Raw genomic sequence first — 23848 nt, forward strand, 5'->3', positions numbered from 1 at the left:
ATGACCGACACCCTTCACGACCACGCCGATCCGGGACTGTACAAGGGCGAGCCGCTCGTCGAGATGATCAACATCGGCAAGACCTACGGGGCGATCCGGGCGCTCAAGGGCATCAACCTGACCGTCAACGCCGGGGAGGTCACCTGCGTCCTCGGGGACAACGGCGCGGGCAAGTCGACCCTGATCAAGATCATCGCCGGCCTGCACCCGCACAACGAGGGCACGATGAAGGTCGACGGCAAGGAGGTCTCGTTCTCCTCGCCGCGCGACTCCCTCGCGCACGGCATCGCGACCGTCTACCAGGACCTCGCCGTCGTCTCGCTCATGGAGGTGTGGCGCAACTTCTTCCTCGGGTCCGAGATGGTCAGCAGGCGTGGCCCCTTGGCACCGATGAAGATCAACGAGATGAAGCGCATCGCCGACGAGGAGCTGCGCAAGATGGGCATCGTCGTCAAGGACATCAACCAGCCCATCGGCACGCTCTCCGGCGGCCAGCGCCAGTGCGTCGCGATCGCCCGCGCCGTCTACTTCGGCGCCCGGGTGCTCATCCTCGACGAGCCCACCGCTGCCCTCGGCGTCAAGCAGTCCGGTGTGGTGCTGAAGTACACCGCGGCAGCTCGGGACGCCGGCCTCGGCGTCGTCTTCATCACGCACAACCCGCACCACGCCTACCTCGTCGGCAACCACTTCGTCATCCTCAAGCTCGGCGAGGCCGTGCTCGACAAGAAGCGCGGCGACGTGAGCCTCGACGAGCTCACCCGGCAGATGGCCGGCGGTGACGAGCTCGCCGAGCTGTCGCACGAGCTGCAGAAGTCGTGAACGGGGGGAAGCGGTCATGAGCGTCGCTGTCGCACATCAGGTGTCGGCGTCCGCCGCGCGGGCGCTGTGGGAGGGCGCCCGCGAGGCCGCCTTCCGCGGGGTCCGGCTGGACGTCATCCACGTCGTCGACTCCCTGGACCAGGACATCGCCGAGGCCAACCGGGCCGGCATCTCCGACGCCATCGAGAAGGCGCTCGCCGATGACGACTCGCTCAAGGAGGTCACGTGGGACCTGCACCTCGTCGCGAGCAAACCGGGGGTGGGCGACGTCGCGTCCGCCATCATCGGCAAGATCGCGGAGATCGCACCCGACCTCCTCGTCATCGGCGCCCGCCGCCGCTCCCCCGTCGGCAAGGCGCTCCTCGGCAGCGTGACGCAGCACATCCTCCTCGACGTCGACGTGCCGGTGCTCGTCGTCAAGAGCCCGAGGTGATGACACGAAGGTGTCCTGACATGAACACATCTGTGCAGGTTCGTGCGCCCTCGCTAGTGTGCGGACATGTCCAACCCCGTTGACGTCCGCATCGACCGCGAGACGCCGGTCCCGCTCTACCACCAGCTGGCCGAGCAGCTGAGTGCGGCGATCGCGAGCGGGCAGCTCCAGCCGGGCGACGCCTTCGAGAACGAGGTCGCCATGGCCGACCGGCTGGGCCTCTCGCGGCCGACGGTGCGGCGGGCCATCCAGGAGCTCGTCGGACAGGGTCTGCTGCTCCGGCGGCGCGGTCTGGGCACGACGGTCGCGGGGCGCCAGATCCACCGGCGCGCCGAGCTGACGAGCCTCTACGACGACCTGCGGCGCGAGGGATCGGGTGACCCTCGCACCGTGGTACTGACCCACGAGGTGACGACCGACGAGGTCGCGGCGACGGCACTCGGCCTGCCCGTCGACACCCCGCTGCTCAAGCTCGTCCGGCTGCGCTTCGACGGCGACCGGCCGCTCGCGATCCTGCGCAACTGGCTGCCGCCGGCCTACTCCGACATCAGCCGGGAGGACCTCGAGCGCGACGGCCTCTACGCCCTGCTCCGCGCCCGCGGGGGCAAACCCGTCGTCGCGCACCAGCGCATCGGCGCCCGCCAGCCGTCGGCCGTCGAGCGCAAGCACCTCGCCATCACCCCGTCCCAGCCGGTCCTGACGATGTCACGCACGGCATTCGACGCCATCGGTGGTCCCGTCGAGTACGGCGACCACTGCTACCGCGCCCAGGACTACTCCATCGAGGTCATGCTCGACGAGCGCTGACCGCGCCGGTTTCGTCACGGCGCCCGACCACCGAGAAGGTATGCCGTGTCGACCCTTTCGCTGCCCGACGCCCTCCCCGCGCCGCGCCGTCCGTCGCCCTCGTCCGTGCCGAGCCTGCGCTGGGGCGTGCTCGGGACCGGGTGGATCGCCTCGCGCTTCGTCGCGTCGTTGCAGGCCTCGACGACACAGCGGGTCGTGGCCGTCGGGTCGCGGACCCAGGCCTCGGCCGATGCGTTCGCCTCCACCTTCTCGATCGAGAGAGCATTCCGTCGGGCTTCCGACCTCGTCGAGGATCCAGGCGTCGACGTCGTCTACGTCGCGACGCCGCACCACCTGCACCGGCGGGGCGCCCTGCTCGCGATCCAGGCGGGCAAGCACGTCCTGGTCGAGAAGCCCATCGGGCTCGATGTCCCCGAGGCACAGGAGATCTCGGCTGCGGCGGCGGCTGCCGGAGTCTTCTGCATGGAGGCGATGTGGACGCTCTTCCTGCCGCGCTTCGACGTCGTGCGTCAGGTGCTGGACGCCGGGCTGCTCGGTGACGTGCGCACCGTCCTCGCCGACCACGGAGAGCACTTCGACCCGCCGCACCGCATCCTCGACCCGGCCATGGCCGGCGGCTCTCTCCTCGACCTCGGCACCTACGTGACGACGCTCGCCACGTGGGTGCTCGGGCCGGCCATGCGGGTGCAGGCGTCCGGCGAGATGGCCTCGACCGGCGTCAACGGACAGGCCGCCATGCTGTTGACCCATGCCGGCGACGCGACGAGCGTGCTGCACTCGACGCTGCTCACGCGTACGCCCACGTCGGCGACCATCGCCGGCACGGCGGCGACGTTGACCCTGCCCGGACCGTTCTTCATGCCCGGGGACGTCGTCGTCACCTCGGCCGACGGCTCACGGTCGGTCACGTGGACCGACCCCGAGCCGGTCGGCCATGGCGCGCTCCACCACTCCGCGCTCGAGGTCGCCCGGTGCATCGGCGACGGCCTGATCGCGTCTCCCCTGCACGACCACGAGTCGGTCGAGGCCAACATGGGCGCGCTCGACGAGGTGACCCGGCAGCTCGGCATCACCTACGCCCCCGCTCGCACCCCCTGAAAACCCGATCGCACCCCCTGAAAACCCGATCGAAAGAGCAATCCGTCCGGTCGGATTGCGCTTTCGATCGGGATGGGGCAGGCGGGAGGCGGTCGGCGCAGTCAGGCGAGGGGCTTGAGGACGTCCAGACCGAGGAACGGGCGCAGCGCGGCCGGGACCACGACCGAGCCGTCGGGCTGCTGGTGGTTCTCGAGGATCGCGACGAGCCAGCGTGTCGTGCCCAGCGTGCCGTTGAGCGTCGCGACGGCGCGGGTGCCCGAGCCGTTCGGGTCGCGCTCGCGCGTGTTGAGTCGCCGCGCCTGGAACGTCGTGCAGTTCGACGTCGAGCTCAGCTCGCGGTACTTGCCCTGCGTCGGCACCCAGGCCTCGCAGTCGAACTTGCGCGCTGCTGGACCGCCGAGGTCACCGGCCGCGGTGTCGATGACGCGGTAGGGCACCTCGATCTTGGCGAGCATCTCGCGCTCCCACGCGAGCAGGCGCTGGTGCTCGGCCTCGGCGTCCTCCGGACGGCAGTAGCTGAACATCTCGACCTTGTGGAACTGGTGCACGCGGATGATGCCGCGGGTGTCCTTGCCGTGCGACCCGGCCTCGCGGCGGTAGCAGGCCGACCAGCCGGCATACCGCTTCGGACCGTCCGACAGGTCGATGATCTCGTCGGCGTGGTAGCCGGCGAGCGCCACCTCCGAGGTGCCGGTGAGGTAGAGGTCATCGGCCTCGAGGCGGTAGACCTCCTCGGCGTGCGCGTCCATGAAGCCGGCGCCGACCATCATCTCCGGGCGCGCGAGCGTCGGCGTGATCATCGCCGTGAACCCGGCCGCGGTGGCCTGGGCCATCGCCATGTTGAGCAGGGCCAGCTCGAGCAGCGCGCCGACACCAGTGAGGTAGTAGAACCGGGCCCCGCCGACCTTGGCGCCGCGCTCCATGTCGATGGCGCCGAGCTTCTCACCGAGCGCGAGGTGGTCGAGCGGCTCGAAGCCCTCCGCCGCGAAATCCCTTGGCGTGCCGACGGTCTCGAGCACGACGTAGTCGTCCTCGCCCCCCAAGGGCACGCCGTCGATGATGACGTTGCCGACCTGGCGCAGCAGGCGCTCGAGCTCGGCCCCCGCCTCGTCGGCGTCGCTCTCGAGCGACTTGACCTGCTCGCTCAGCCTGCCTGCGTGCGTGCGCGCCTCGTGGGCCACCTTCTCGAGGTGCTCCGCGTCGGGGGCTCCGGCCTTCTTGGCCTTCTGGAAGGCGCCCATCGCGGCGCCGACCGACTTGCTGACGGTCTTCTGCTCGGCGCGCAGCTTCTCGAACTCGCCGAGGGACGATCGACGGCGCTCGTCGGCAGCGAGGATCGCGTCCACGATCCCCGGGTCCTCACCACGGGCCTGTTGCGAGGCGCGGACCCGGTCGGGTTCGTCGCGCACGAGCTTGATGTCGATCACGCGCGCCAGCCTATCGGCGCGCTGCCGCGCCCCACGACCGAGATACCCCCGCGCCCGACGGCCGCCCGCTCACTCGGGCCGGATCAGGGCGTATGCCGTCACGGCGTCCCCGGGGAGGCCGCGGACGTCGATCTGCACCCTGCCTGCGGGCAGGCCGAGGTGGACCGTCCGCTGGACCGCACCGTCGCACGGGAAGGGCTGGGAGTAGAGCGGCTCGCCGTGCCCCCACGTGCCGGGCGCCGCGTCGTAGACGGCATAGCTCGTGCCGGTCGACGGGCGGCCGGCCGCGCAGGCCACCTCGACCGTGTAGGTGCGGCCCGCGGCGACCGGCACCCCCGGCACGTTGCGGAAGGCCTTGCCGGCGCCCTGCCTCGTCACGACGACGCGCGCCACCTCACCGGCCACGGGCGCCGGGACCGTCACGACCGGCGGGGGCCCGGGGTCGATCGGCGTCAGCGACACCTCCGGTGTCGGAGCAGGCCCCGGCGAGAACCAGCCCGTCTCCGCGGCGGCCTGCGGTTCGCTGCTCGTGCACCCGGCGACCGAGGCCGCAGGGCCCACGCCGAGCAGCACGGCGAGCGCCACCGCCCGACTCCCAGCGACACGCTGTCTCATGCGCCGACTCTAGGTCTCCCCCCGGTCAAGTGGGTATGGCCCTTACTCCGACGTCGAAGGAGCAGACATGAGCGAAAGCACGCAGTCACGCGAGTCGATCGAGACGGCACCGAGCACGGAGGCCGAGCTCGGCTCGCACACCGAGACGGGCGCACCGGCACCGAGCGACCGCAACTCGCTCACCGTCGGCCCGGACGGCCCGATCCTGTTGCACGACCACCACTTCACCAACCAGATGGCGCACTTCAACCGCGAGCGCATCCCCGAGCGCAACGTGCACGCGAAGGGCTCGGGCGCCTTCGGCACGTTCGAGACCACGGAGGACGTGACGGCATACACCAAGGCGGCGCTCTTCCAGCCGGGCGTCAAGACCGAGATGCTCGCGCGCTTCTCGACGGTCGCCGGCGAGCAGGGCAGCCCCGACACGTGGCGCGACCCGCGCGGCTTCGCGCTGAAGTTCTACACGACCGAGGGCAACTACGACCTCGTCGGCAACAACACGCCCATCTTCTTCATCCGCGACACGATGAAGTTCCCGCACTTCATCCGCAGCCAGAAGCGCCGCGGCGGCTCGGGCCTGCGCGACAACCACATGCAGTGGGACTTCTGGAGCCTCAACCCCGAGTCGGCGCACCAGGTCACCTACCTCATGGGCGACCGCGGCATCCCCAAGACCTTCCGCCACATGAACGGATATGGCAGCCACACCTACCTCTGGATCAACGCGGCGGGCGACAAGACTTTCGTGAAGTACCACTTCCACAGCAACCAGGGCGTCGAGGGACTGACGGGCGAGGAGGCGACCCGCATCGCCGGGCAGGACGCCGACCACCACCGGCGCGACCTCTACGAGGCCATCGACGCGGGCGACTTCCCGAGCTGGACATTGTCGATCCAGGCCATGCCCTACGAGGACGCGAAGACCTACCACCTCAACCCCTTCGACCTGACGAAGGTGTGGCCGCACAGCGACTACCCGCTCATCAAGGTCGGCACGATGACCCTGAACCGCAACCCCGACAACTTCTTCGCTCAGATCGAGCAGGCGGCCTTCGAGCCGTCCGCGATCGTCCCGGGCATCGGCTTCTCACCGGACAAAATGCTGCTCGGGCGCGTCTTCGCCTACAGCGACACGCACCGCTACCGCATCGGCCCGAACTACCTGCAGCTGCCGGTCAACCGTCCCCGCGTCGAGAACCTCAACACGTACACGCAGGACGGGCCGATGGCGTACGACCACCGCGGCGACGCCCCGGTCTACGCGCCGAACAGCGAGGGCCGCGGCTACGCCGACCACGTCGGCGAGGTCGAGGAGGGCTGGGAGACCGACGGCGCCATGGTGCGTCAGGCCTACACGCTGCGCGAGGACGACGACGACTTCGGCCAGGCCGGGCGGCTCGTCCGTGAGGTGTGGGACGACGCCCAGCGCGAGGCCTTCACCGAGACGGTCGCCGGGCACCTGCTCGGGGGCGTGAAGCCGCCGGTGCTCGAGCGCGCCTTCGACTACTGGAAGCAGGTCGACGCCGAGACCGGCAAGCAGATCGAGGAGCTCGTCCGGGCCGGCCTCGGCGGCGCCAACCCGGGCGGCGACGCCGACGACGCCAAGGTGGTCACCGACCCCGTCGTCGAGACGGACACGAACGCCGAGCACTGACACCGCCCCGAAGAGGTATGCCGTGTGCCCCCGTCGGGCACACGGCACACCTCTCGTTCGTGGTGGACCGTCGAAAGGCCACGTGTGGCCGGGTCCGGCCAGTCGAGAGGCCACGCCGTGTCGCGAGGATTGGCCTCTCGACGTGCGCGAGGCGACCACACGCGGCCTCTCGACGGTTGGAGCGGGGGGTGGGCTACTTCACCTCGGCGCGGGTGAGGCGCCAGATGCCGACGGCGAGCGGCGCGACGACCCAGAGGGCGACCGACGTGGCGAGGTGCGCCCACTGCTGGCTGGTCAGCGACCCCTGGAAGAGCGGGTTCATCGTCTGGTTCAGGTCGAGCCACGTGGCGGCGTCGCGCAGCCACGAGACCATGGAGCCGAGGATCGACCACGCGGTCGGCAGGACGAAGAAGACGACGACGGCGGCCGGCGTGTTCTTGAAGAGCATGCCGAAGCCGACGCCCTGGGCGATGCCGAGCAGCACGTAGCCACCGGCGCCTAGGAGCACGAGCGCGTCCGTCGACCAGTCGCCGGTGATGCCGCGGAAGGTGATCGCGGCCTGGTGCGCGAGGGCCGCGAGGACGAGCGCGAGGGCGAAGGCGCAGACGCCGACGACGAGCGCCGACAGCAGCTTGGCCCAGGCGATGCGGATGCGGCGCGGCTCGAGCCCGAAGGTGACCAGGCCCGTGCGCTGGCTCCACTCCGACGTCACGGCGAGGATGCCGACGACCGGCAGAATGAGCGCCATCGGCATCGTCGTGGCCTGGAGGTACTCACCGAAGGCGTGCTGGCCGCCCTCGTTGAAGAACATGATCGTCAGGGCGATGGCGATGATCGCGCCGATGCCGATCAGCAGCCAGCGGCCGGCGCGGGTGTCGAGCATCTTGCGCAGCTCGACGTGGACGAGGCGGCCGAAGGGCACCCCGGTGGTGGGGCGTGGGCCGTCGATGCGGCTCGGGACCTTGGCGTGGGTGGGGAGCGCCGACTCGGCGTTCTTGGAGACGGGCGCGGTGGGCGTCGCGGGTGTGGTGGTGGTCGTGGTCGCGGTCATGCCGCCACCTCCTCTCGGGCAGCGTCGGCCGTGAGGTCGAGGAACATCTCCTCGAGACCCCGGCTGTCGGCGCCGCGCAGCTCGGTCAGGACGATCTGGTGGGCGACGGCGACGCGGCCGACGGCGATCGGCTCGGCCTCGACCTGCAGGCCGCCGGTCGGCGTGCGCTGCGCGACGATCGACTGCTCGGCCAGCGCGGCCATGAGCGCGTCGTCGTCGGTGGAGCGGGTGAACGTGCCGGCGCCGGCGAGCAGCTCGTCCTTGGTGCCCTGGGCGACGATCTTGCCGTGGCCGATGACGATGATCTCGTCGGCGACGCGCTCGATCTCGTTGAGCAGGTGCGAGGACAGCAACACCGTGCCGCCCTCGTTGGCGTAGCCCCGCAGCAGGTCGCGCATCCAGCGAATGCCGGCCGGGTCCAGGCCGTTGGCCGGCTCGTCGAGGACGAGGACCTCGGGGTCGCCGAGGAGCGCGTGGGCGATGCCGAGGCGCTGGCGCATGCCGAGGGAGTAGTTGCGGACCCGGCGGTTCGCCTCCTTCTCCGTCAGGCCGACGAGCTCGACCATCTCGTCGACGCGGTGCTTGCCGACTCCCATGAGGATCGCGCCGAGGGTCAGCACCTCGCGGCCGGTGCGGCCGGCGTGCTGCGCCGACGCGTCGAGCAGAAGGCCGACGTGGCGGCCCGGGTTCGGCAGGGCGGCATACGGCCTGCCGAGCACCGTGGCCCGCCCCGAGGTGGCGGGGGTGAGGCCGGCCATGACGCGCATCGCGGTCGTCTTGCCGGCACCGTTGGGTCCGAGGAAGCCGGTGACGAGGCCCGGCTTGACCTCGAACGAGACGTCGTCGACGGCCGTGAACGGGCCGTAGCGCTTGGTGAGTCGCTCCACTGTGATCATGGGCTCCACCCTCCCGAAGGCGGGCGGGGTCGCACATCCGTCACAAGCCTGATTCCGACCCCTAGCAAGGTCGCACCCGACCCTGACCGGAGTCAGGGTCCGTGCTCAGGGTCGGCGGCCCCTGTCGGGTGCGAGAGCAGACCTTGGTCGTATGCCGTCCCGCCGCGTCCGCGCCCCACCCCTCCCACCGACCGCAACAACTCCGCCCCGGCGGACTTATGGCGCCTGAACCACCCCTCCAGGCCTCAACAACTCCGCCCCGGCGGACTTATGGCGCCTGAACCACCCCTCCAGGCCTCAACAACTCCGCCCCGGCGGACTTATGGCGCCCGAACCACCCCTCCAGGCCTCAACAACTCCGCCCCGGCGGGGTTCCGGCGCGGGGGAGCCGGAAAGTGGTGGACGCGCCCGGGGGACGCCCCTTAGGGTCGCTCCCGTGTGGATCTCCTGATGCCTCGAGCCCGCCCGCCGCTGACCCGTCGACCATCGTCCGACGTCACCCGCGGGGCCCTGCCGACCATCAAGGACCTCTCATGTCTTGCACGCTCACCCTCTCCGGCCTCGACGTCGCCTTCGGCGCGCGCACCCTCTTCTCCGGCCTCGACCTGACGCTCGCCGACGGCGACGTGACGGCCGTCGTCGGCCCCAACGGGTCGGGCAAGTCGACGCTCATGCGCACCATCGTCGGCGAGCTGCCCGTCGAGGCCGGCTCGATCCGCCTCGCCCCGCGCGACGCGACGATCGGCTGGCTCCCGCAGGTCGCGCCCGACCCGTCCGAGACGCTGCTGACGTATGCCCGTCGGCGCACCGGCGTCACCGCGGCGGACGCCGAGCTCGAGTCTGCGTCCGCAGCCATCGCGGCCGGTGACGAGGGCAGCGAGGACCGTTACGCCACGGCGCTCGAGCGCTGGCTCGCCCTCGGCGCCGCCGACCTCGACGAACGCCTGCCCGAGGTGGCCGCCCGGGTCGGGCTGCACGTCGCCACGGACCGTCCGCTCGGGACCCTCTCCGGCGGGCAGGCCGCTCGGGCCTGCCTCGTCGCGGTGCTGCTCAGCCAGTACGACGTGCTCCTGCTCGACGAGCCGACCAACGACCTCGACGCGCGGGGCCTCACCCTCATGGCCGACTTCGTCCGGACCCACGAGGGACCGATCCTCATCGCGAGCCACGACCGCACCTTCCTCGACGCGGTGGCGACGAGCGTCGTCGAGCTCGACGTCAAGCAGCAGCGCATCGGCCACTACGCCGGCGGTTGGAGCTCGTTCGTCGAGCAACGAAAGCTCGCCCGCGCGCACGCGTGGGAGGCCTACGAGGGGTATGCCGCCGAGCGCGACTCGCTGCTCGCGCAGTCCCGGCAACGTCACGACTGGGCCGACAGGGGCCGGCGCAACGTCGCCCTCGGCACGGAGCCGGACAAGCACATCCGCGAGAAGCACAAGGCCCGGGCCGACCGTCAGGCCGCCAAGGGCGGCCGACTCGAGCGGGCCGCCGACCGGCTCGACGCCGTGGAGCAGCCGCGCAAGGAGTGGCAGCTGCGCTACGCCATCACCGAGGGGCGCCCCTCCGCCGACGTCGTGGCGACCCTGTCCGACGCGGTCGTCGAACGGCACGGCTTCCGGCTCGGCCCGGTCAACCTCGTCGTCGGTCGGGGCGACCGCATCGCCGTCGTGGGCGAGAACGGCTCGGGCAAGACGACGCTGCTGGGCGCCCTGCTCGGTGACCTGCCGCTCGTCTCGGGGCGTCAGTCCCTCGGCACCCGCGTCGCCGTCGGGGTCATCGACCAGCGCCGGCACCTGCTCGACGACGACGCGACGGTCCTCGACGTCGTGCGGCGCGAGCTCGGTCCCGACCCGAAGACGTCCAGGGAGTGGCCGGTCGCCGACGTGCGCACGCTGCTCGCGAAGTTCGGGCTCGGGTCCGAGCACGTGCCACGGCCCGCGCGGAGCCTGTCGATGGGCGAGCGCACCCGGGCCCTCATGGCGCTCTTCCAAGGCCGCGAGGTCAACGTCCTCGTCCTCGACGAGCCGACCAACCACCTCGACGTCGACGCCATCGAGCAGCTCGAGGCCGCCGTCGCAGCCTTCGGGGGGACCGTGCTCGTGGTCAGCCACGACGAGAGCCTGCTGGACGGCATACGCCTCACCCACCGGTGGGTGGTCGCACGGGGCCGCGTGCGCGTCGAGACGCTGTGAGGCCGGCGACAGCGGTGGCCGCTCGAACGCTGGGGGCGCTCGCCCGACGTCTCAGCGCGTCACGCTGCGGGTGCGGCTCCAGCGCCACACGCCCGTGACGATCACGGCGCCGACGATCGAGCCGATGATGCCGCTCGCACGCAGCTGGATGCCGTCACCCGCGAGCAGGCTCGCGAGCAGGCCGCCGACGAACGAGCCGACGAGGCCCGCGACGATCGCCATCGTCCAGTCGATGCTCTTGCCCTCCCGGCCCAGGAGGAGCTGGGCTGCGGCGCCGACGAGCATGCCGAGGAGGATCATGCCGATGATGAGCATGCTCTGAGCCTAGGGCTGCATCTCCTCCCGGCACAGGTGTTCGGCGAGAAAGCACCTCCCGCTGGCGCCCGATCTGGGCCACTCTGGACCCATGCCAGCCACCACGGTCGTCCTCTTCGGCGCCACGGGAGACCTCGCCAAGCGCAAGCTGCTCCCGGGCATGCTGCACCTGCACGAGTCGCAGCTGCTCGAGGGCCTGCGGGTCGTCGCGACGTCGCTCGACGAGCTGAGCCGTGACGAGTTCCTCGACCTCGTATTCGCCTCCATCCGCGAGCACTCGAGCCACTCCGTCACCGACGATGACCTGCGCGAGTTCGCCGACCGCATCCACTGGGTGCCGGGCAGCGCTGGACCGCAAGGGATTCGGGCTGCGGTCGACGAGTCCGAGGCCATCCTCGGAGAGGGCGCGCGACGTCTGCACTATCTCTCGGTGCCGCCCAAGGCGGCGCTGACGGTCGTGCGCCAGCTCGCCGCCGGCGGCCTGGTCGAGCGCAGCCGGATCATCATGGAGAAGCCGTTCGGCACCGATCTCGCGAGCGCCCGAGCGCTCAACGCCGAGCTGCACGAGGTCTTCGACGAGGAGCAGATCTTCCGCATCGACCACTTCCTCGGCAAGGAAGCGGCGCAGAACATCCTCGCCTTTCGTTTCGCGAACGGGCTCTTCGAGCCGATCTGGCACCGCAACCACATCGACCACATCCAGATCGACGTGCCCGAGACGCTCGGCCTGGCGCAGCGGGCCGACTTCTACGAGAGCACCGGCGCCTACCGCGACATGGTCGTCACCCACCTCTTCCAGGTCCTGGCCTTCACGGCCATGGAGCCACCGACCGCGCTCGAGCCGGCGGCCATCAGCGAGGAGAAGAACAAGGTCTTCCGGTCGATGTCACCGATCGAGCCGCACGACGTCGTGCGCGGACAGTACGTCGGCTACCGCGACGTCCCGGGCGTCAGGCACGACAGCCAGACCGAGACGTTCGTCGCGCTCAAGTGCTTCGTGGACAACTGGCGCTGGGCCGGCGTGCCGTTCTACCTGCGCACCGGCAAGCGACTGGCCGAGGGTGCGCGCATCATCTCGATCGCGTTCAAGGAGCCGCCGCGCTCGATGTTCCCGGCGGGCTCGGGCGTCGGGGACAACGGCCCCGACCACCTCACCTTCGACCTCGCCGACCGGTCGCGGATGTCCCTGTCGTTCTACGGCAAACGTCCCGGCCCGGGGATGAAGCTCGACAAGCTGTCGATGCAGTTCTCCATGGGCGAGACCGACTGGGCCGGAGCGGTGCTCGAGGCCTACGAGCGACTCATCTACGACGCCGCCCGCGGCGACCGCACGCTCTTCACCTCGGCCGAGGGCATCGAGCGGCTCTGGGAGATCTCCCAGCCGCTCCTCGACAACCCGCCCGTCGTGCGGCCCTACGACCCCGGCACGTGGGGCCCCAACCAGATCCACCAGCTCGTCGCCCCGTTCACCTGGCGACTGCCGTTCGAGCGCCGATGGCGGGACCCGAACCTCGCCGGGGCCTGAGCTGCACCGACCGAGGGCGTATGCCGTGAGGCGTGGTCAGCGCGGCCCGTCGACGGCGCGCTGCAGGGTGAATCCCCTGAACGGGTAGCGCTCCATGCTGTTCATGCCGAACATGTGCACGACCCCCTGACGCGCCGGGCCGGTCGCCCGTGACGGCTGGCAGGGTGCGACCCCTCGGGCCCGCACGGGCGGCCTGCGGTCTCGCAGATCGCCCACGTGGTCGGTGATCCTCGTTCGACAGCCGGACACGCCTGCTGTGCCGGATAGTGGGTGGTGGCTTCTCGAGGGATCGCCTGCCCGGCAAGGCGTGGCGACCGGTGCGAGTGGAGACCCGTTCCAGAGGAGGCGGGAGCATGTCGGGGTCGGAGACCGTCGGGCGGGACGTGGAGCGCGCGTCTGTCTCCGCGTTCGTCGCCGGGGTGCCCGACTCACCTTCCGCGCTGGTGCTGGAGGGTGAAGCGGGCATCGGCAAGTCGACGCTCTGGCTCGAGGGCGTGGCCCAGGCTCGGGCTCGGGGGCTGAGGGTGCTCTCGTCGCGGCCGGCCGAGGCGGAGCGGACCCTTGTCCATGTCGGCCTCGGCGATCTGCTCGAAGAGGTCCTCGACGAGGCGCTGCCGACCTTGGCGGCCCCCCGGCGCAGTGCGCTCGGCGTCGCGATGCTCCGAGACCCGGGCTCCGGCGCCCCGGTGGACCACCGTGCCGTCGCCCTCGCGGTGCGCGATGTGCTCCAGCAGCTCGGCGAGCACGCACCGGTCCTGGTTGCCGTCGATGACGTCCAGTGGCTGGATGCGTCCTCATCCGCCGCGCTCGCCTTTGCGTTCCGCAGGCTCCGGACCAGTCCGGTTCTGGTGCTGCTCACTCGGCGGCTGCTCGACAGTCCGCAGCCCCACCCGGTTGAGGACGCGCTCCCTCCAGAGCACCTGCTGCGCCTGCCGGTCGGGCCGCTGAGCGTCGGAGCCCTGCACCGTCTGCTCCTCGACCGCCTCGGGACCAGCTTCGGCCGGCAGACTTTGCTGCGTATCCGTGAGCAGTCGCGCGGGAACCCGTTCTTCGCCATGGAGCTGGCCCGGGTCCTGAGTACGGACCGCACCCCGTCAGAGCCGTTCCCGGTGCCGAAGACGCTCGAGGACCTGCTGGGTGCGAGGATCGCCGGGCTGCCCGGCCCGACCCTGCAGGCCTTGTCCTTCGTGGCGGCGTTCGGCTCGCTCCCGGAGTCCATGCTGCAGCGGACCGGGATCGAGCCCAGCGTCGTCCAACCTGCCGTCGCTGCGCACGTCATCGAGCTGATCGACGGGACGATCCGGTTCACCCACCCGCTGCTGGCCTCGGTCGTGTACCGCGACCTCGGCGAAAGCCGGTGGCGAGTTCACGCGACGGTGGCTCGACTGTCCGAGGACCCTCTGGTCCGGGCCCGCCACCTGGCCCTGTCACAGGACCACGCGAACGCCGAGGTGGCGTGCGTGCTCGACGAAGCGGTGGTGCTGGCGCGCGAGCGCGGGGCGGTGGCGGCCGCGGCGGAGCTCGCCGAGCATGCCCTCAGGCTGACCCCGTCGGACGAGCCCGAGGCACGATGTCGCCGAACGCTGGCTTCGGCTCGGACCCATCAGGTCGCCGGGGAGTGGACGCGCGCGCGGACCATGGCCACCGACCTCATGGAGCAGACGGAGCTGGGCTACTGGCGCGCGGAGGCCCTGGTTCTTCTGGCCGAGCTGAGCGTCGACAGGGTCGCCGAGTTCCTCCTCGAGGCGTTGAGGGAGACGAGCTCACCCGCGCTCCAGTCGATGATCCACTGCCGGCTGGCCTGGGCGATGCGCTTCCAGCCGGGATTCGACCATGCGGCTGCGGCCCTCGAGCTCGCCGAGGGGTTGGGCGACGCTGGGCTTCGATCGCGGGCCCGGGCTGTCCAGGCGATCCTCGACTGGTTCGCCGGCCCCGCACCGACGCCGGCCGATCTGGTATCCCTCACCCAGCACCTGCCGAGCTCCCTCGGCGGAGAACGGCTGGTGCAGGAGGCGACGCTGGCGATCGTGCACACCCTGGCGCCCGTCTCGACAAGAGGACAGGCCCGCGCCCTGTTCGACGGCGAGTACGCCGCGTGGTCGGAACGGGACGAGCCACGGAGTGCTCGCGCGCTGTGGGGACTCGCCTGGGTCGAGTTCTGGGCGGTGCACTGGGAGCTCGCTGGGCAGCATGCCGCCCACGCCCACGAGATCGCCAGCCAGTACGGCCACGAGGTGCCGCAGGACCACCTGCCGATCGCCGTCATCGCCGTGCATCGAGGTGAGCTGGAGCTGGCCCGCGAGCACACCGAGCGCGCGATGGTCCTGGCCGACGAGCAGTTCGGCTTCCACCCGCCCCAGCACGTGGCGGTGCTGGGCATTGTCGCCCGGTGGAGTGGGGATCCTTCCGCCGCTCTCGGTCATCTCGCCCAGGCCGACCGGACGGCGGCCGTGCTGGGCTGGAGCGAGCCGAGCGTGCGGTGGTGGACGCCGGACCACGTCGAGCTCCTCCTCGAGCACGGCCGCGTCGACGACGCCGTCGACCTCCTCGACCTCTGGGCCACGGACGCAACCCGCACCGCACGTGAGTGGACGCTGGCTCACGTGACCCGATGTCGCGGATTCGTCGCGGCGGCCATCGGGGACGTCGAGGGTGCCCTGGCGCTGCTGGGGCAGGCCGTCACCGAGCATGGTGCCGTCGGTGATCCCTTCGGCCGTGCCCGCGCGCAGCTGATGCTCGGCACGGTCAGGCGGCGCGCCCGGCAGAAGAGCCCGGCCCGAGCGGCGACCGCGGACGCCCTCGAGACCTTCGAGGCGCTCGGCGCCGGCTGCTGGGCCGAGACGGCCCGCGCCGAGCTCGGCCACATCGGTGGGCGCACGCGCGCCGACGGACTGTCACCGGCCGAGCAGCGCGTCGCCTCGCTCGTGGCCGAGGGTCGGACCAACCGCGAGATCGCAGCCGCCCTGTTCCTCGCGGAGCGCACCGTGGCGAGCCACCTGACCCACATCTACCTCAAGCTCGGCGTGCGGTCGCGCACGGAGCTCGCCGGCCGGTTCCACACCGCTGACCAGCCATAGAGCGCAATGTCGAGGGGTTCTGACGATTCCTCCCGACCGGCCACCGCCCTACCGTCAGGCATGCCGAACTACGTCGTCGAGACCTACCTCTCTCGGGAAGAGACGCGAGAGCGCCGTGCCCGTGAGGCCCGGGTCCGAGCGGCTGCGGCGAAGCTGACGCGGGAGGGCACGACCGTCCGATTCGAGTTCGTGATCCACGTCCCCGAGGACGAGACCTCCTTCTACGTCTTCCGCGCGCCGTCGGCACACCACTCTGCGCTGACCGCGCAGGGCGCCGGGCTCGACCCGATCCGTGTGGTCGAGGCCCTCATGTCGAAAGGGACGGAACAATGAGACGGAAACTGATCGTGGCGGCTGTTCTGGGGCTCTCGGGCGCCGCCCTCTACGGCGGGGCCGCCAGTGCGACCCCACCCTCGGGCGTCACCAACCCACCATGGTCGCCGGTCGTCGGGCGTTTCCAGGGCGGGATCGATGTCAAGGCCAAGACCGACGTGGACCCCGGTGCCGCCAAGGAGTTCTGGAGGGTCAGGATCTCTGCCCAAGGAGCCACCGATGTCCACATCCTCGAGAACATCATCGCGCCGGGAGGCACCTTCGGCTGGCACAGCCATCCGGGACCCAGCCTGGTGATCGTCAAGTCAGGCATGCTGAGCGTCTACCACGCACCCTCCTGCAAGCCGCAGCTGTACGGGCCCGGGTCCCCGCTCGGATCGACCTTCGTGGACGAAGGTGGGGACCTGCACGTCGTGCGCAACAACACCAAGGTCGTTGACCACGTCTACGTGGTCTCGTTCGTGCCGGCGGGCTTCCCTCGACGCATCGACAAGCCGAATCCCAACCCGGCCGTCTGCCCCAACTGAAGGCCTGACGCAAGGCACGCGGGCACGCGCAGTGGTCGCGTGCCCGCGCCTGGTGGACTCCCCGTCAGGGGCGGCCGTGGTCGCGGGCAGCCGAGGCCCGCCCGCTGAACATGGTCCGTTCAGCCTCGCTCCGTGTCAGCCCGGCCGCACGCTCGAACGCGTCGCCCGCTTCCGTATGCCGTCCGCCGCGGTCGAGCAGGTCGCCGCGCACCGCGTGCAGGTGCGGGTAGCCCGCAAGACGCCCCGAAGCCACGACCGCGTCGATGATCGCGAGCCCCGCGTCTGGCCCTGACGAGAAGCCCACGGCGACTGCGCGGTTCACCTCGACAACCGGAGACGGCCAGATGGCGGCGAGCACGGCGTAGAGATCCGCGACGCGCCTCCAGTCCGTGTCCTCTGCGCTCAGGGCGCGCGCATGGCACGCGGCAATCCCGGCCTGGACCGTGTAGGGCCCGAGCGGCCGCTCGAACTCCTCGGCGCGCCTGAGGGAGGCAAGGCCGCGCCTGATGAGGAGCCGGTCCCACCGGCGGCGGTCCTGGTCGGGTAGCAGCACCGGCTCTCCCCCCTGACCGACGCGGGCCGGCAGTCGCGATGCCTGCAGCTCCATGAGCGCCAGCAGGCCGTGCACCTCCGGTTCCTCGGGCGTGAGGACGGCGAGGAGACGGCCGAGGCGCATCGCCTCCTGGCAGAGCGCAGGCCGCACCCAGTCCTCTCCGGCCGTGGCGGCATACCCCTCGTTGTAGACGAGGTAGACGACCTCGAGGACGGACGAGAGACGAGTGGCGAGCTCGTCGCGTGACGGCAGCTCGAAGCGGATCTGCTTGTCGCTCAATGTCTTCTTGGCGCGAACGATGCGCTGAGCCATGGTCGCCTCGGGGACGAGGAAGGCTCGGGCGATCTCGTCTGTCGACAGCCCGGCGAGGCAGCGCAGCGTCAGGGCGACCCGCGACTCGAGCGACAGCACCGGGTGGCACGCGGTGAGGACGAGTCGCAGCAGGTCGTCACCGATGTGGTCGTCCAGGGCGTCGACGTGGCCGTCCGAGTCGACGCCGGACTCATCGGCCGTGAGGTCCCGCGCGAGGACGGCAACCTTGCGCTCGTGGGTCGCCGTGCGACGGTGGGCGTCGATGGCCCGACGCCTGGCGGTCGTCATGAGCCAGCCCCCCGGGTTGGGTGGGATGCCGGAAGCCGGCCACTGCTCGAGCGCCGCGACCAGCGCCTCCTGGGCGCTGTCCTCCGCGAGCGCCACATCGCCGGTCACGCGGGCAAGGCTCGCGATGAGGCGACCGGACTCGATGCGCCAGACCGCCTCGACGGCGCGCCGCGCGGCAGCCTCACCCCCGGTCTGGCCCGACGCGTCCGTCACCCCTCGACCCTAGGCCGCGGACCCACCCCGAACGGACGAGCTGACGTCACTGCGGCGGTCCGAAATCCTCCGGCCCCATGATCTTGATGACGTCCGACTCGCCCTGCCATCCGGGCCACAGGTCGGCGTGGAGCTGCATGAAGCGCGACGTCCACTCGACGGCCTCCTCCTTGGAGCGCACGTCGTAGACGGCATACGAGATGTATTCCTTGGCTTCCGTGAACGGGCCGTCCATGACGGACAGCTCACCTCCGGCGACGGTGACGCGCGCACCTGCGGCGCTGGGCGCCAGGCCGGCGTTGTCGAGCAGCGCACCCGACGCCGTGGCCTCGCCGCCGAGGTTCATGATCGCCGCCATGAGACCGTCGGGCGGCGGACCGGCTGGCTGGGTGCCCTTGAGGACGCTGATGTAACGCATGGGAATCTCCTTGTCGTCTGGGTCTGGTCGGTCAGGACCGCGTGGGTGCGGGTCCGTCGGCGAGCGAGCGGTAGAGGTGGACGGCGACGACGGCGAGCCAGGAGAAGACGAGGACCACCGCACCGGTGAAGAGCAGGTTGGCTGCGACGCTACCCGCGCCGGAGGCCACGCAGAGGAAGCCGCCGATGAAGACGACACCGGTCACTCGCGAGAAGAGGGAGACCCGACGTCCGCCCTCGGCCCTGAACCGACGCCCGAGCACGAAGCACGCGGCTGCGATCGCGACGAAGCCGACGCCTGCGGCCGCGAAGTGCCCGATGCCGTGGGCGGTCACGACGCCGACGCCCTCCGGCGTCCCGACAGGGAAGCCGAGCGCCGGGTCCGCACGCAGGAGGCCGGCAGCCACGAGACCGGCGCCGAAGACGCTGGTGAGCCGTGGAGCCCACCGGTCGCCAGGCCCACCCGCAAGCGCGCGCCGCAGACCGACCGCGAAGGCGAGCAGCATCAGGCCGGTGAGGACGAAGTTGCTGACCTGCACCCAGCCGAGGTCGCCGTTCTCGAGGAGGCTCCACTCGTGGCGGGTGAGGTCGAATCCCGGGCGGGTGACGGCCTGGCCCAGCGAGACGAGGACGTAGAACGGACCAGCGACGGCGCCCCAGCCGAGCAGGCTGCGGGTGACGTGCATCGGCGTCCACCCGTCGCCGCACTTGGCCACGCTGGGGATGGTGCCGGTCTGGGTGTGTCGAGATTCGGTGGTGGTCATGGTGCCCTCCCGGGTCAGGGGGCGCCGGCCTGGTGCCGTGCGCCGTCACCCCTTCCACGAGTGGGACGACCCCCGATCGACATCCGCGACGAAGAAGTTTCCGGACGGCCCGACCCCGGCATCACTCCCCGGGGTAGACGACCCCGGTCTGACGGCGTACGTCGTCCATCGTCTCCATGACGCGCAGCGTCGTCGCGTGCGGCAGGAGCGGTGACTCGGTCTCGCCGGCGACGAGGCAGCGGGCGAACTCGGCCGCCTCGTAGGAGAAGCCGCGCACGTCGTCGGTGAGCCCGCCTGGCCGCTCGTCGAGGACCTCGTTGGTGCGGCTCACGAGCCGGATCGTCGAGCCGGCGCCGTAGAACGTGCCGGACAGCTCGAGCCGCGCCTCGGTGCCCGCGACGACGGCGGTGCACGGCGTCACGCCGGCCATCGTGCAGGACAGGACGCCGTGGCCTCCCCCGGCTCCGGTGACCGTGATGGTCGTCGTGGCATCGACGCCGAGGTCGGTCAGCGTGCCGGCCGCCGACACGGACGTCGGGGCGCCGAGCACGAGGTCGGCGAACGACACGGGGTAGACGCCGAGGTCGAGCAGCGCCCCGCCCGCGAGCTCCGGCTGCGAGAGCCGGGCCGGGCCGTCGGGGTAGAGCCGCTGACCGTGGTCGGCGAAGACGCCGACGAGCCCGCCGATGAGGCCGGTCTCGACGACGTGGCGCACGACGTCGTAGTGCGGCAGGAAGCGGCTCCACATGGCCTCGACGACGAGCAGCCCCTGCCGGTCGGCGGCCGCGAGCACCTCGCGGGCCTCGGCGGCGCTGCGCGTGAAGGCCTTCTCGACGAGGACCGGCTTGCCGACCTCGAGGGCGAGCAGTGCGTGGTCGCGGTGCTCGGAGTGCGGCGACGCGACGTAGATCGCGTCGACCTCCGTGTCGGCGACGAGCTCCTCGTAGGAGCCGTAGGCGCGCGGGATCGCGAACTCGTCGGCGAAGTCCTGGGCGCGCTCACGGCTGCGCGAGCCGACGGCGACGACCGAGGAGGCCGTGCCGACCGCGACGGCGTCGGCGAAGGCGTGCGCGATCCCTCCGGGCGCCAGGACGCCCCAGCGGATGGCCGGCGCGTCGTGCGGGTCGGGCGTGCGCGGCTCGGGCAGCCGGAGGGCGACGTCGATGGGCAGGGTCATGCGATCACGTCCCAGAGGTGGTGGCGGATGTCGTGGGCGAAGTAGAGCGAGAGCGTGCGGGCCGTGAACGTCGACCCGTTGCTGCGCAGGGCCGGCCACTCCCACTGCGTACCCGTCGGGAGGGCGTATGCCGTCGCCGCCCTCTCGAACGCGACCGTGACCTCGCGTGCCACGACGTCCGGGTCGCACCGCCAGTACTGCCGCTCGAGGGCCGTCTCGTCCTGGTCCCAGTTGGCGAAGTGCACGAGGGAGCCACCGGCACCGAGGATCTGCTCGAGCCTCGCGCGCATGACGTCGCAGACGTCGCGCACGTGGCAGACGTACTCGAGCGGCGACCACACGCCCTCGGCCGGGCGGGCGCGCACGTCGTCGCGGCGCAGCGCCGCGGCATACCTCTTCCCGGCGTCGCGGAGGATCGCGGGGACGTCGGCGGGATCGGTGGCCGTGGCGTCGAAGCCGCAGTCGGGGCACGGCCGGGTCAGGACCCACGTCCAGTCCGCGTCGTCGGGCGTCGAGGGCCCGGGGTCGGTGATCGGCTCGCTCATGCGCTCAGGGTATGGGGAGCCGCGGGCGTTTCCGACGTCTGTTCAGGACCCGTTCACGCTCGGGATACCGTATGTCTTCGTGCTCAAGGACTACCTGCCGTGGATCATCGCCGGCCTCGTCGTGCTGGCGCTGGTGGTCGGAGGGCTGGTCCTGACCCGCGTCGTGCCCGAGGCGACCGCGACGCGACGACGCCGCCCGCGCCCTCACCGGGACCACTTCCGGGCCGGCGACGAGGCGCCGGCGCCGCTCAAGCGCGCCGGCGTCGTCATCAACCCCACGAAGTTCCCCGACCTGCCCGCGGTGCGCGCGCGGATCACTGCCGCGTGTCTCGCGAACGGCTGGGGCGAGCCGCTCTTCTACGAGACGACCATGGAGGACCCCGGCCAGGGGCAGGCCGCGCAGGCCGTGCGTGACGGCGCCGACATCGTCTGCACCCTCGGCGGCGACGGCACGGTGCGCAACGTCGCCGGCGCGCTCGTCGGCACCGAGACGGCTCTCGGCATCCTGCCCGCGGGAACCGGCAACCTGCTGGCCCGCAACCTCGACCTGCCCGTCGCGCTCGAGACGGCCGTCACCGTCGCCCTGACGGGCCGCAACCGCCGCATCGACGTCGGCGAGCTCGTCATCGGCGCGGCGCCGATGGACGACGCCCCCGACGAGTCGGGCGACCCCGAGACCCACTCCTTCCTCGTCATGGCCGGCATCGGGATGGACGCGCAGATCATGGCCGGCACCAACGAGAACCTCAAGGCCAAGGTGGGCTGGCCGGCATACATGGTCTCCGGGCTCAAGCACCTCGTGTCGCCCGAGTTCCGCATCTCCGTCAAGGTCGACGACGAGCTCGAGTTCCGCCGCCGTGCCCGCATGGTCGTCATCGGCAACTGCGGACGTCTCCTCGGCGGTCTCGTGCTCATGCCGAACGCGCGCGTCGACGACGGACAGCTCGACGCGGTCATCGCGTCACCGCGTGGCGTCGTCGGCTGGGTGCCGGTCGCGACCCGCGTCGCCACCCGTCAGCGCAAGGGTCACCCGACCCTCGACCACAAGGCGTGCAAGGAGGTCCGGGTGCGCACCGACCGTCCGGTCCCCGTCCAGATCGACGGTGACGTCATCGGCGAGGCGAGCGAGGTCAGTGCCACGGTGCGTCCCGGCTGCCTCACGGTGCGCGTCAGCCAGTAGCGGCCAGAGCGGCGTGCTTGCCCGACCACCTGCCGTCGGTGCCAGAGTTGCCACATGAGCACGCCAGCCTCCTTCTCCGGCTTCCCGGCCGGTGCCCTGTCGTTCTATGCCGAGCTCGAGGACCGCAACTCCCGGGACTGGTGGCTCGCCCACAAGGACGTCTACGAGCGCGACGTCCGTGAGCCGATGCTCGCCCTCCTCGACGGCCTCGAGGAGGAGTTCGGTGAGGCCAAGCTCTTCCGGCCGAACCGCGACGTGCGCTTCAGCGCCGACAAGTCGCCCTACAAGACGCACCAGGGTGCGCTCGTCGGATCCGGCACGGTCCTCGGCTACTACGTGCAGGTGAGTGCGGACGGCCTGCGGGCCGGTGGCGGCTTCCGTGCGGCGAGCCCCGCACAGACCGCGCGCTTCCGCGCCGCCGTCGACGCGCCGTCGAGCGGTTTGGAGCTCGAGTCCATCCTGGCCGCCCTGCGCGGCAAGCGTTTCGACGTGCTCGGCGAGCAGGTGAAGACGACACCGAGGGGGTATGCCGCCGACCACCCGCGCATCGAGACGCTGCGTCACAAGGAGCTCATGGTCATGCACGACTTCGGCGCGCCGGCCTGGCTCGGCACGAAGCGGGCCTTGACCGAGGTTCGCAACACCTGGCGCTCGGTGCGCCCGCTGACGGCCTGGCTGGAGGAGCACGTCGGCGCCGACGTGCCGGTCCGCCTCCACTGAGGTGTTCGCTCGGGTCATCCGACCTTGCGCGCGACGACGCCGAACATCGTCACGGAGAAGAACGCCGTCCCAGCGCTGGCGGCTGCCATCGCATCGGCCAGGAACTGGTCGGCCTCCGCGCGGGACAGTGCCCCCTCCTCCACCGCGGCATCGGCGTTGCGGTGGATCAGACCGCTGCCGAGCAGGGCACGCGGCGGCATGACGAGCGCTGCCGAGCCGATGTCGTCGTCGACGACCAGCCCCGCGACGCGGAGCTGGCTCGGCAGGTGCCGGGCCGCGAACGGGTTGGCCATGCGCCGCCAGTTCGCCTCGGCGTAGCGGCGGACGAGGTCGGGGTCGCCGGGGTGGCTGATGACGGTCCCCCAGTCGCTGTCCAGCACGGCCACCCGTCCGTCGGGTGCGAGGACGCGCGCGAACTCGTGGGCCGCGGCCTGCGGGTCGGGGAGGTGCTGGAAGACGCGTTCGCACCGCAGCACGTGGACGGCGCCGTCGGCGAAGGGCAGGTCCGCGGCGTCCCCGTCCATGAGGGTCGCGGCCGACCCGGTCAGGGCCGCCCGGCGCGACCCCTCCTCCCGGAGGCCCGGGTTCGGCTCGATGCCCACCGCACGCCCGTCGGGGGCCACCGCCTCGGCGAGGCGCCGCAGCTCGGTGCCGGTGCCGGCGCCGACGTCGACGACGGACTCCCCCGGCTGAGGCGCGAGGGCTTCGAAGGCCCAGTCGCGCAGCCGGCGGACCGCCGGCTGCTGCTCCTGCGCGTCGAGGAGCGCGACGAGGGTGGCGACGCGGGCCGCGCCGCCCTCACCGATCCGCTCGCGCGTGAACATGCTCGGCGCGGCTCCCGACCCTTCCTGGTGAGGAGTCGGGACCGACGAAGGGGTCACGCCTCCAGCATGCTGCTCGGCCCCCGGGT

General features: G+C 71.4%; 24 protein-coding genes. 12 read left to right on the forward strand and 12 right to left on the reverse strand.

Going from position 1 to position 23848, the window contains the following annotated elements; genetic code table 11:
* The 4 genes from AC1DIW_RS05445 (at position 1) to AC1DIW_RS05460 (ending at position 3157) form a co-directional block, all read left to right on the forward strand.
* Positions 1–819 carry an ATP-binding cassette domain-containing protein gene (locus tag AC1DIW_RS05445; protein WP_478106757.1) on the forward strand — a complete coding sequence of 273 codons (819 nt, stop codon included), beginning with the start codon at positions 1–3 and terminating at the stop codon, positions 817–819.
* 16 nt (positions 820–835) lie between these two features.
* Positions 836–1252: a universal stress protein gene (locus AC1DIW_RS05450; RefSeq protein ID WP_442278730.1), complete on the forward strand. Its 417-nt coding sequence runs from the start codon at positions 836–838 to the stop codon at positions 1250–1252.
* Between the two features lie 66 nt (positions 1253–1318).
* Entirely contained in the window at positions 1319–2059 is a 741-nt protein-coding gene (locus AC1DIW_RS05455) for a GntR family transcriptional regulator (RefSeq protein ID WP_478106758.1), read from the forward strand.
* Between the two features lie 45 nt (positions 2060–2104).
* Positions 2105–3157 carry a Gfo/Idh/MocA family protein gene (locus AC1DIW_RS05460; RefSeq protein WP_478106759.1) on the forward strand — a complete coding sequence of 351 codons (1053 nt, stop codon included), beginning with the start codon at positions 2105–2107 and terminating at the stop codon, positions 3155–3157.
* 101 nt (positions 3158–3258) lie between these two features.
* Here AC1DIW_RS05460 and serS read toward each other — a convergent pair whose 3' ends face one another.
* Both serS and AC1DIW_RS05470 read right to left on the reverse strand, forming a co-directional pair.
* Positions 3259–4584 carry a serine--tRNA ligase gene (gene serS, locus AC1DIW_RS05465; protein ID WP_478106760.1) on the reverse strand — a complete coding sequence of 442 codons (1326 nt, stop codon included), beginning with the start codon at positions 4582–4584 and terminating at the stop codon, positions 3259–3261.
* Positions 4585–4653: 69 nt separating this feature from the next.
* On the reverse strand, positions 4654–5199 hold the full coding sequence (locus AC1DIW_RS05470; protein ID WP_478106761.1) for a hypothetical protein: 546 nt from the start codon (positions 5197–5199) through the stop codon (positions 4654–4656).
* A 67-nt stretch (positions 5200–5266) separates the two neighbouring features.
* Between AC1DIW_RS05470 and AC1DIW_RS05475 the strand changes: the two genes are divergently transcribed.
* Positions 5267–6853, forward strand: a complete 1587-nt coding sequence (locus AC1DIW_RS05475) for a catalase (RefSeq protein ID WP_478106762.1) — start codon at positions 5267–5269, stop codon at positions 6851–6853.
* A 193-nt stretch (positions 6854–7046) separates the two neighbouring features.
* On the opposite strand, the gene AC1DIW_RS05480 is transcribed toward AC1DIW_RS05475, so the two are convergent.
* Both AC1DIW_RS05480 and AC1DIW_RS05485 read right to left on the reverse strand, forming a co-directional pair.
* Positions 7047–7904 carry an ABC transporter permease gene (locus AC1DIW_RS05480; protein ID WP_478106763.1) on the reverse strand — a complete coding sequence of 286 codons (858 nt, stop codon included), beginning with the start codon at positions 7902–7904 and terminating at the stop codon, positions 7047–7049.
* Positions 7901–8800, reverse strand: a complete 900-nt coding sequence (locus tag AC1DIW_RS05485; RefSeq protein WP_478106764.1) for an ABC transporter ATP-binding protein — start codon at positions 8798–8800, stop codon at positions 7901–7903. The genes AC1DIW_RS05480 and AC1DIW_RS05485 overlap by 4 nt, the downstream gene beginning before the upstream one ends.
* Positions 8801–9333: 533 nt before the next feature.
* Between AC1DIW_RS05485 and AC1DIW_RS05490 the strand changes: the two genes are divergently transcribed.
* Positions 9334–10992 (forward strand): ABC-F family ATP-binding cassette domain-containing protein, encoded by a 1659-nt coding sequence (locus AC1DIW_RS05490; protein WP_478106765.1) that lies wholly within the window; start codon positions 9334–9336, stop codon positions 10990–10992.
* A 51-nt stretch (positions 10993–11043) separates the two neighbouring features.
* Here AC1DIW_RS05490 and AC1DIW_RS05495 read toward each other — a convergent pair whose 3' ends face one another.
* Entirely contained in the window at positions 11044–11307 is a 264-nt protein-coding gene (locus AC1DIW_RS05495; protein WP_478106766.1) for a GlsB/YeaQ/YmgE family stress response membrane protein, read from the reverse strand.
* 91 nt (positions 11308–11398) lie between these two features.
* Between AC1DIW_RS05495 and zwf the strand changes: the two genes are divergently transcribed.
* On the forward strand, positions 11399–12832 hold the full coding sequence (zwf, locus tag AC1DIW_RS05500; RefSeq protein ID WP_442278720.1) for a glucose-6-phosphate dehydrogenase: 1434 nt from the start codon (positions 11399–11401) through the stop codon (positions 12830–12832).
* A gap of 36 nt (positions 12833–12868) precedes the next feature.
* Here the strand turns inward: zwf and AC1DIW_RS05505 are convergent, their stop codons facing one another.
* Entirely contained in the window at positions 12869–13048 is a 180-nt protein-coding gene (locus AC1DIW_RS05505; RefSeq protein ID WP_478106767.1) for a hypothetical protein, read from the reverse strand.
* Between the two features lie 137 nt (positions 13049–13185).
* On the opposite strand from AC1DIW_RS05505, the gene AC1DIW_RS05510 reads away from it, so the two are divergent.
* The 3 genes from AC1DIW_RS05510 to AC1DIW_RS05520 are packed head-to-tail and all read left to right on the forward strand — an operon-like array spanning position 13186 to position 16769.
* On the forward strand, positions 13186–15909 hold the full coding sequence (locus AC1DIW_RS05510; protein WP_478106768.1) for a helix-turn-helix transcriptional regulator: 2724 nt from the start codon (positions 13186–13188) through the stop codon (positions 15907–15909).
* 60 nt (positions 15910–15969) lie between these two features.
* On the forward strand, positions 15970–16242 hold the full coding sequence (locus tag AC1DIW_RS05515) for a hypothetical protein (RefSeq protein WP_442278718.1): 273 nt from the start codon (positions 15970–15972) through the stop codon (positions 16240–16242).
* Entirely contained in the window at positions 16239–16769 is a 531-nt protein-coding gene (locus AC1DIW_RS05520) for a cupin domain-containing protein (protein WP_478106769.1), read from the forward strand. Before AC1DIW_RS05515 ends, AC1DIW_RS05520 begins: the two co-directional genes overlap by 4 nt.
* A gap of 64 nt (positions 16770–16833) precedes the next feature.
* On the opposite strand, the gene AC1DIW_RS05525 is transcribed toward AC1DIW_RS05520, so the two are convergent.
* The 5 genes from AC1DIW_RS05525 to AC1DIW_RS05545 all read right to left on the reverse strand — a co-directional run bounded on the left by AC1DIW_RS05525 (position 16834) and on the right by AC1DIW_RS05545 (position 21038).
* Entirely contained in the window at positions 16834–18135 is a 1302-nt protein-coding gene (locus AC1DIW_RS05525) for an RNA polymerase sigma factor (protein ID WP_478106770.1), read from the reverse strand.
* Between the two features lie 46 nt (positions 18136–18181).
* A complete protein-coding gene (locus AC1DIW_RS05530; RefSeq protein ID WP_478106771.1) occupies positions 18182–18553 on the reverse strand; it encodes a YciI family protein in 372 nt (123 codons plus the stop codon).
* Positions 18554–18584: 31 nt separating this feature from the next.
* Positions 18585–19316 carry a DUF998 domain-containing protein gene (locus AC1DIW_RS05535; RefSeq protein ID WP_478106772.1) on the reverse strand — a complete coding sequence of 244 codons (732 nt, stop codon included), beginning with the start codon at positions 19314–19316 and terminating at the stop codon, positions 18585–18587.
* Between the two features lie 121 nt (positions 19317–19437).
* Positions 19438–20493: a Gfo/Idh/MocA family protein gene (locus AC1DIW_RS05540; protein WP_478106773.1), complete on the reverse strand. Its 1056-nt coding sequence runs from the start codon at positions 20491–20493 to the stop codon at positions 19438–19440.
* The gene (locus AC1DIW_RS05545) at positions 20490–21038 is read right to left on the reverse strand and encodes a DinB family protein (protein ID WP_478106774.1); all 549 of its coding nucleotides are present in this window, start codon (positions 21036–21038) and stop codon (positions 20490–20492) included. The genes AC1DIW_RS05540 and AC1DIW_RS05545 overlap by 4 nt, the downstream gene beginning before the upstream one ends.
* Before the next feature lie 79 nt (positions 21039–21117).
* Between AC1DIW_RS05545 and AC1DIW_RS05550 the strand changes: the two genes are divergently transcribed.
* Both AC1DIW_RS05550 and AC1DIW_RS05555 read left to right on the forward strand, forming a co-directional pair.
* A complete protein-coding gene (locus AC1DIW_RS05550; RefSeq protein ID WP_442278711.1) occupies positions 21118–22218 on the forward strand; it encodes a diacylglycerol/lipid kinase family protein in 1101 nt (366 codons plus the stop codon).
* Positions 22219–22272: 54 nt separating this feature from the next.
* Entirely contained in the window at positions 22273–22938 is a 666-nt protein-coding gene (locus tag AC1DIW_RS05555; RefSeq protein ID WP_478106775.1) for a DUF2461 domain-containing protein, read from the forward strand.
* Positions 22939–22952: 14 nt separating this feature from the next.
* On the opposite strand, the gene AC1DIW_RS05560 is transcribed toward AC1DIW_RS05555, so the two are convergent.
* On the reverse strand, positions 22953–23819 hold the full coding sequence (locus AC1DIW_RS05560) for a methyltransferase domain-containing protein (RefSeq protein WP_442278709.1): 867 nt from the start codon (positions 23817–23819) through the stop codon (positions 22953–22955).
* Between the last annotated feature and the right edge of the window lie 29 nt (positions 23820–23848).

The organism is Terrabacter sp. 01T434, from assembly GCF_056398545.1.

Excerpts from the sequence above, each read along its gene's own strand:
- AC1DIW_RS05445 (WP_478106757.1), top strand. The coding sequence starts at position 1 with ATGACCGACACCCTTCACGACCACGCCGATCCGGGACTGTACAAGGGC.
- AC1DIW_RS05450 (WP_442278730.1), top strand. The coding sequence starts at position 836 with ATGAGCGTCGCTGTCGCACATCAGGTGTCGGCGTCCGCCGCGCGGGCG.
- AC1DIW_RS05455 (WP_478106758.1), top strand. The coding sequence starts at position 1,319 with ATGTCCAACCCCGTTGACGTCCGCATCGACCGCGAGACGCCGGTCCCG.
- AC1DIW_RS05470 (WP_478106761.1), bottom strand. The coding sequence starts at position 5,199 with ATGAGACAGCGTGTCGCTGGGAGTCGGGCGGTGGCGCTCGCCGTGCTG.
- AC1DIW_RS05475 (WP_478106762.1), top strand. The coding sequence starts at position 5,267 with ATGAGCGAAAGCACGCAGTCACGCGAGTCGATCGAGACGGCACCGAGC.
- AC1DIW_RS05480 (WP_478106763.1), bottom strand. The coding sequence starts at position 7,904 with ATGACCGCGACCACGACCACCACCACACCCGCGACGCCCACCGCGCCC.
- AC1DIW_RS05485 (WP_478106764.1), bottom strand. The coding sequence starts at position 8,800 with ATGATCACAGTGGAGCGACTCACCAAGCGCTACGGCCCGTTCACGGCC.
- AC1DIW_RS05490 (WP_478106765.1), top strand. The coding sequence starts at position 9,334 with ATGTCTTGCACGCTCACCCTCTCCGGCCTCGACGTCGCCTTCGGCGCG.
- AC1DIW_RS05495 (WP_478106766.1), bottom strand. The coding sequence starts at position 11,307 with ATGCTCATCATCGGCATGATCCTCCTCGGCATGCTCGTCGGCGCCGCA.
- zwf (WP_442278720.1), top strand. The coding sequence starts at position 11,399 with ATGCCAGCCACCACGGTCGTCCTCTTCGGCGCCACGGGAGACCTCGCC.
- AC1DIW_RS05510 (WP_478106768.1), top strand. The coding sequence starts at position 13,186 with ATGTCGGGGTCGGAGACCGTCGGGCGGGACGTGGAGCGCGCGTCTGTC.
- AC1DIW_RS05515 (WP_442278718.1), top strand. The coding sequence starts at position 15,970 with ATGCCGAACTACGTCGTCGAGACCTACCTCTCTCGGGAAGAGACGCGA.
- AC1DIW_RS05520 (WP_478106769.1), top strand. The coding sequence starts at position 16,239 with ATGAGACGGAAACTGATCGTGGCGGCTGTTCTGGGGCTCTCGGGCGCC.
- AC1DIW_RS05530 (WP_478106771.1), bottom strand. The coding sequence starts at position 18,553 with ATGCGTTACATCAGCGTCCTCAAGGGCACCCAGCCAGCCGGTCCGCCG.
- AC1DIW_RS05535 (WP_478106772.1), bottom strand. The coding sequence starts at position 19,316 with ATGACCACCACCGAATCTCGACACACCCAGACCGGCACCATCCCCAGC.
- AC1DIW_RS05540 (WP_478106773.1), bottom strand. The coding sequence starts at position 20,493 with ATGACCCTGCCCATCGACGTCGCCCTCCGGCTGCCCGAGCCGCGCACG.
- AC1DIW_RS05545 (WP_478106774.1), bottom strand. The coding sequence starts at position 21,038 with ATGAGCGAGCCGATCACCGACCCCGGGCCCTCGACGCCCGACGACGCG.
- AC1DIW_RS05555 (WP_478106775.1), top strand. The coding sequence starts at position 22,273 with ATGAGCACGCCAGCCTCCTTCTCCGGCTTCCCGGCCGGTGCCCTGTCG.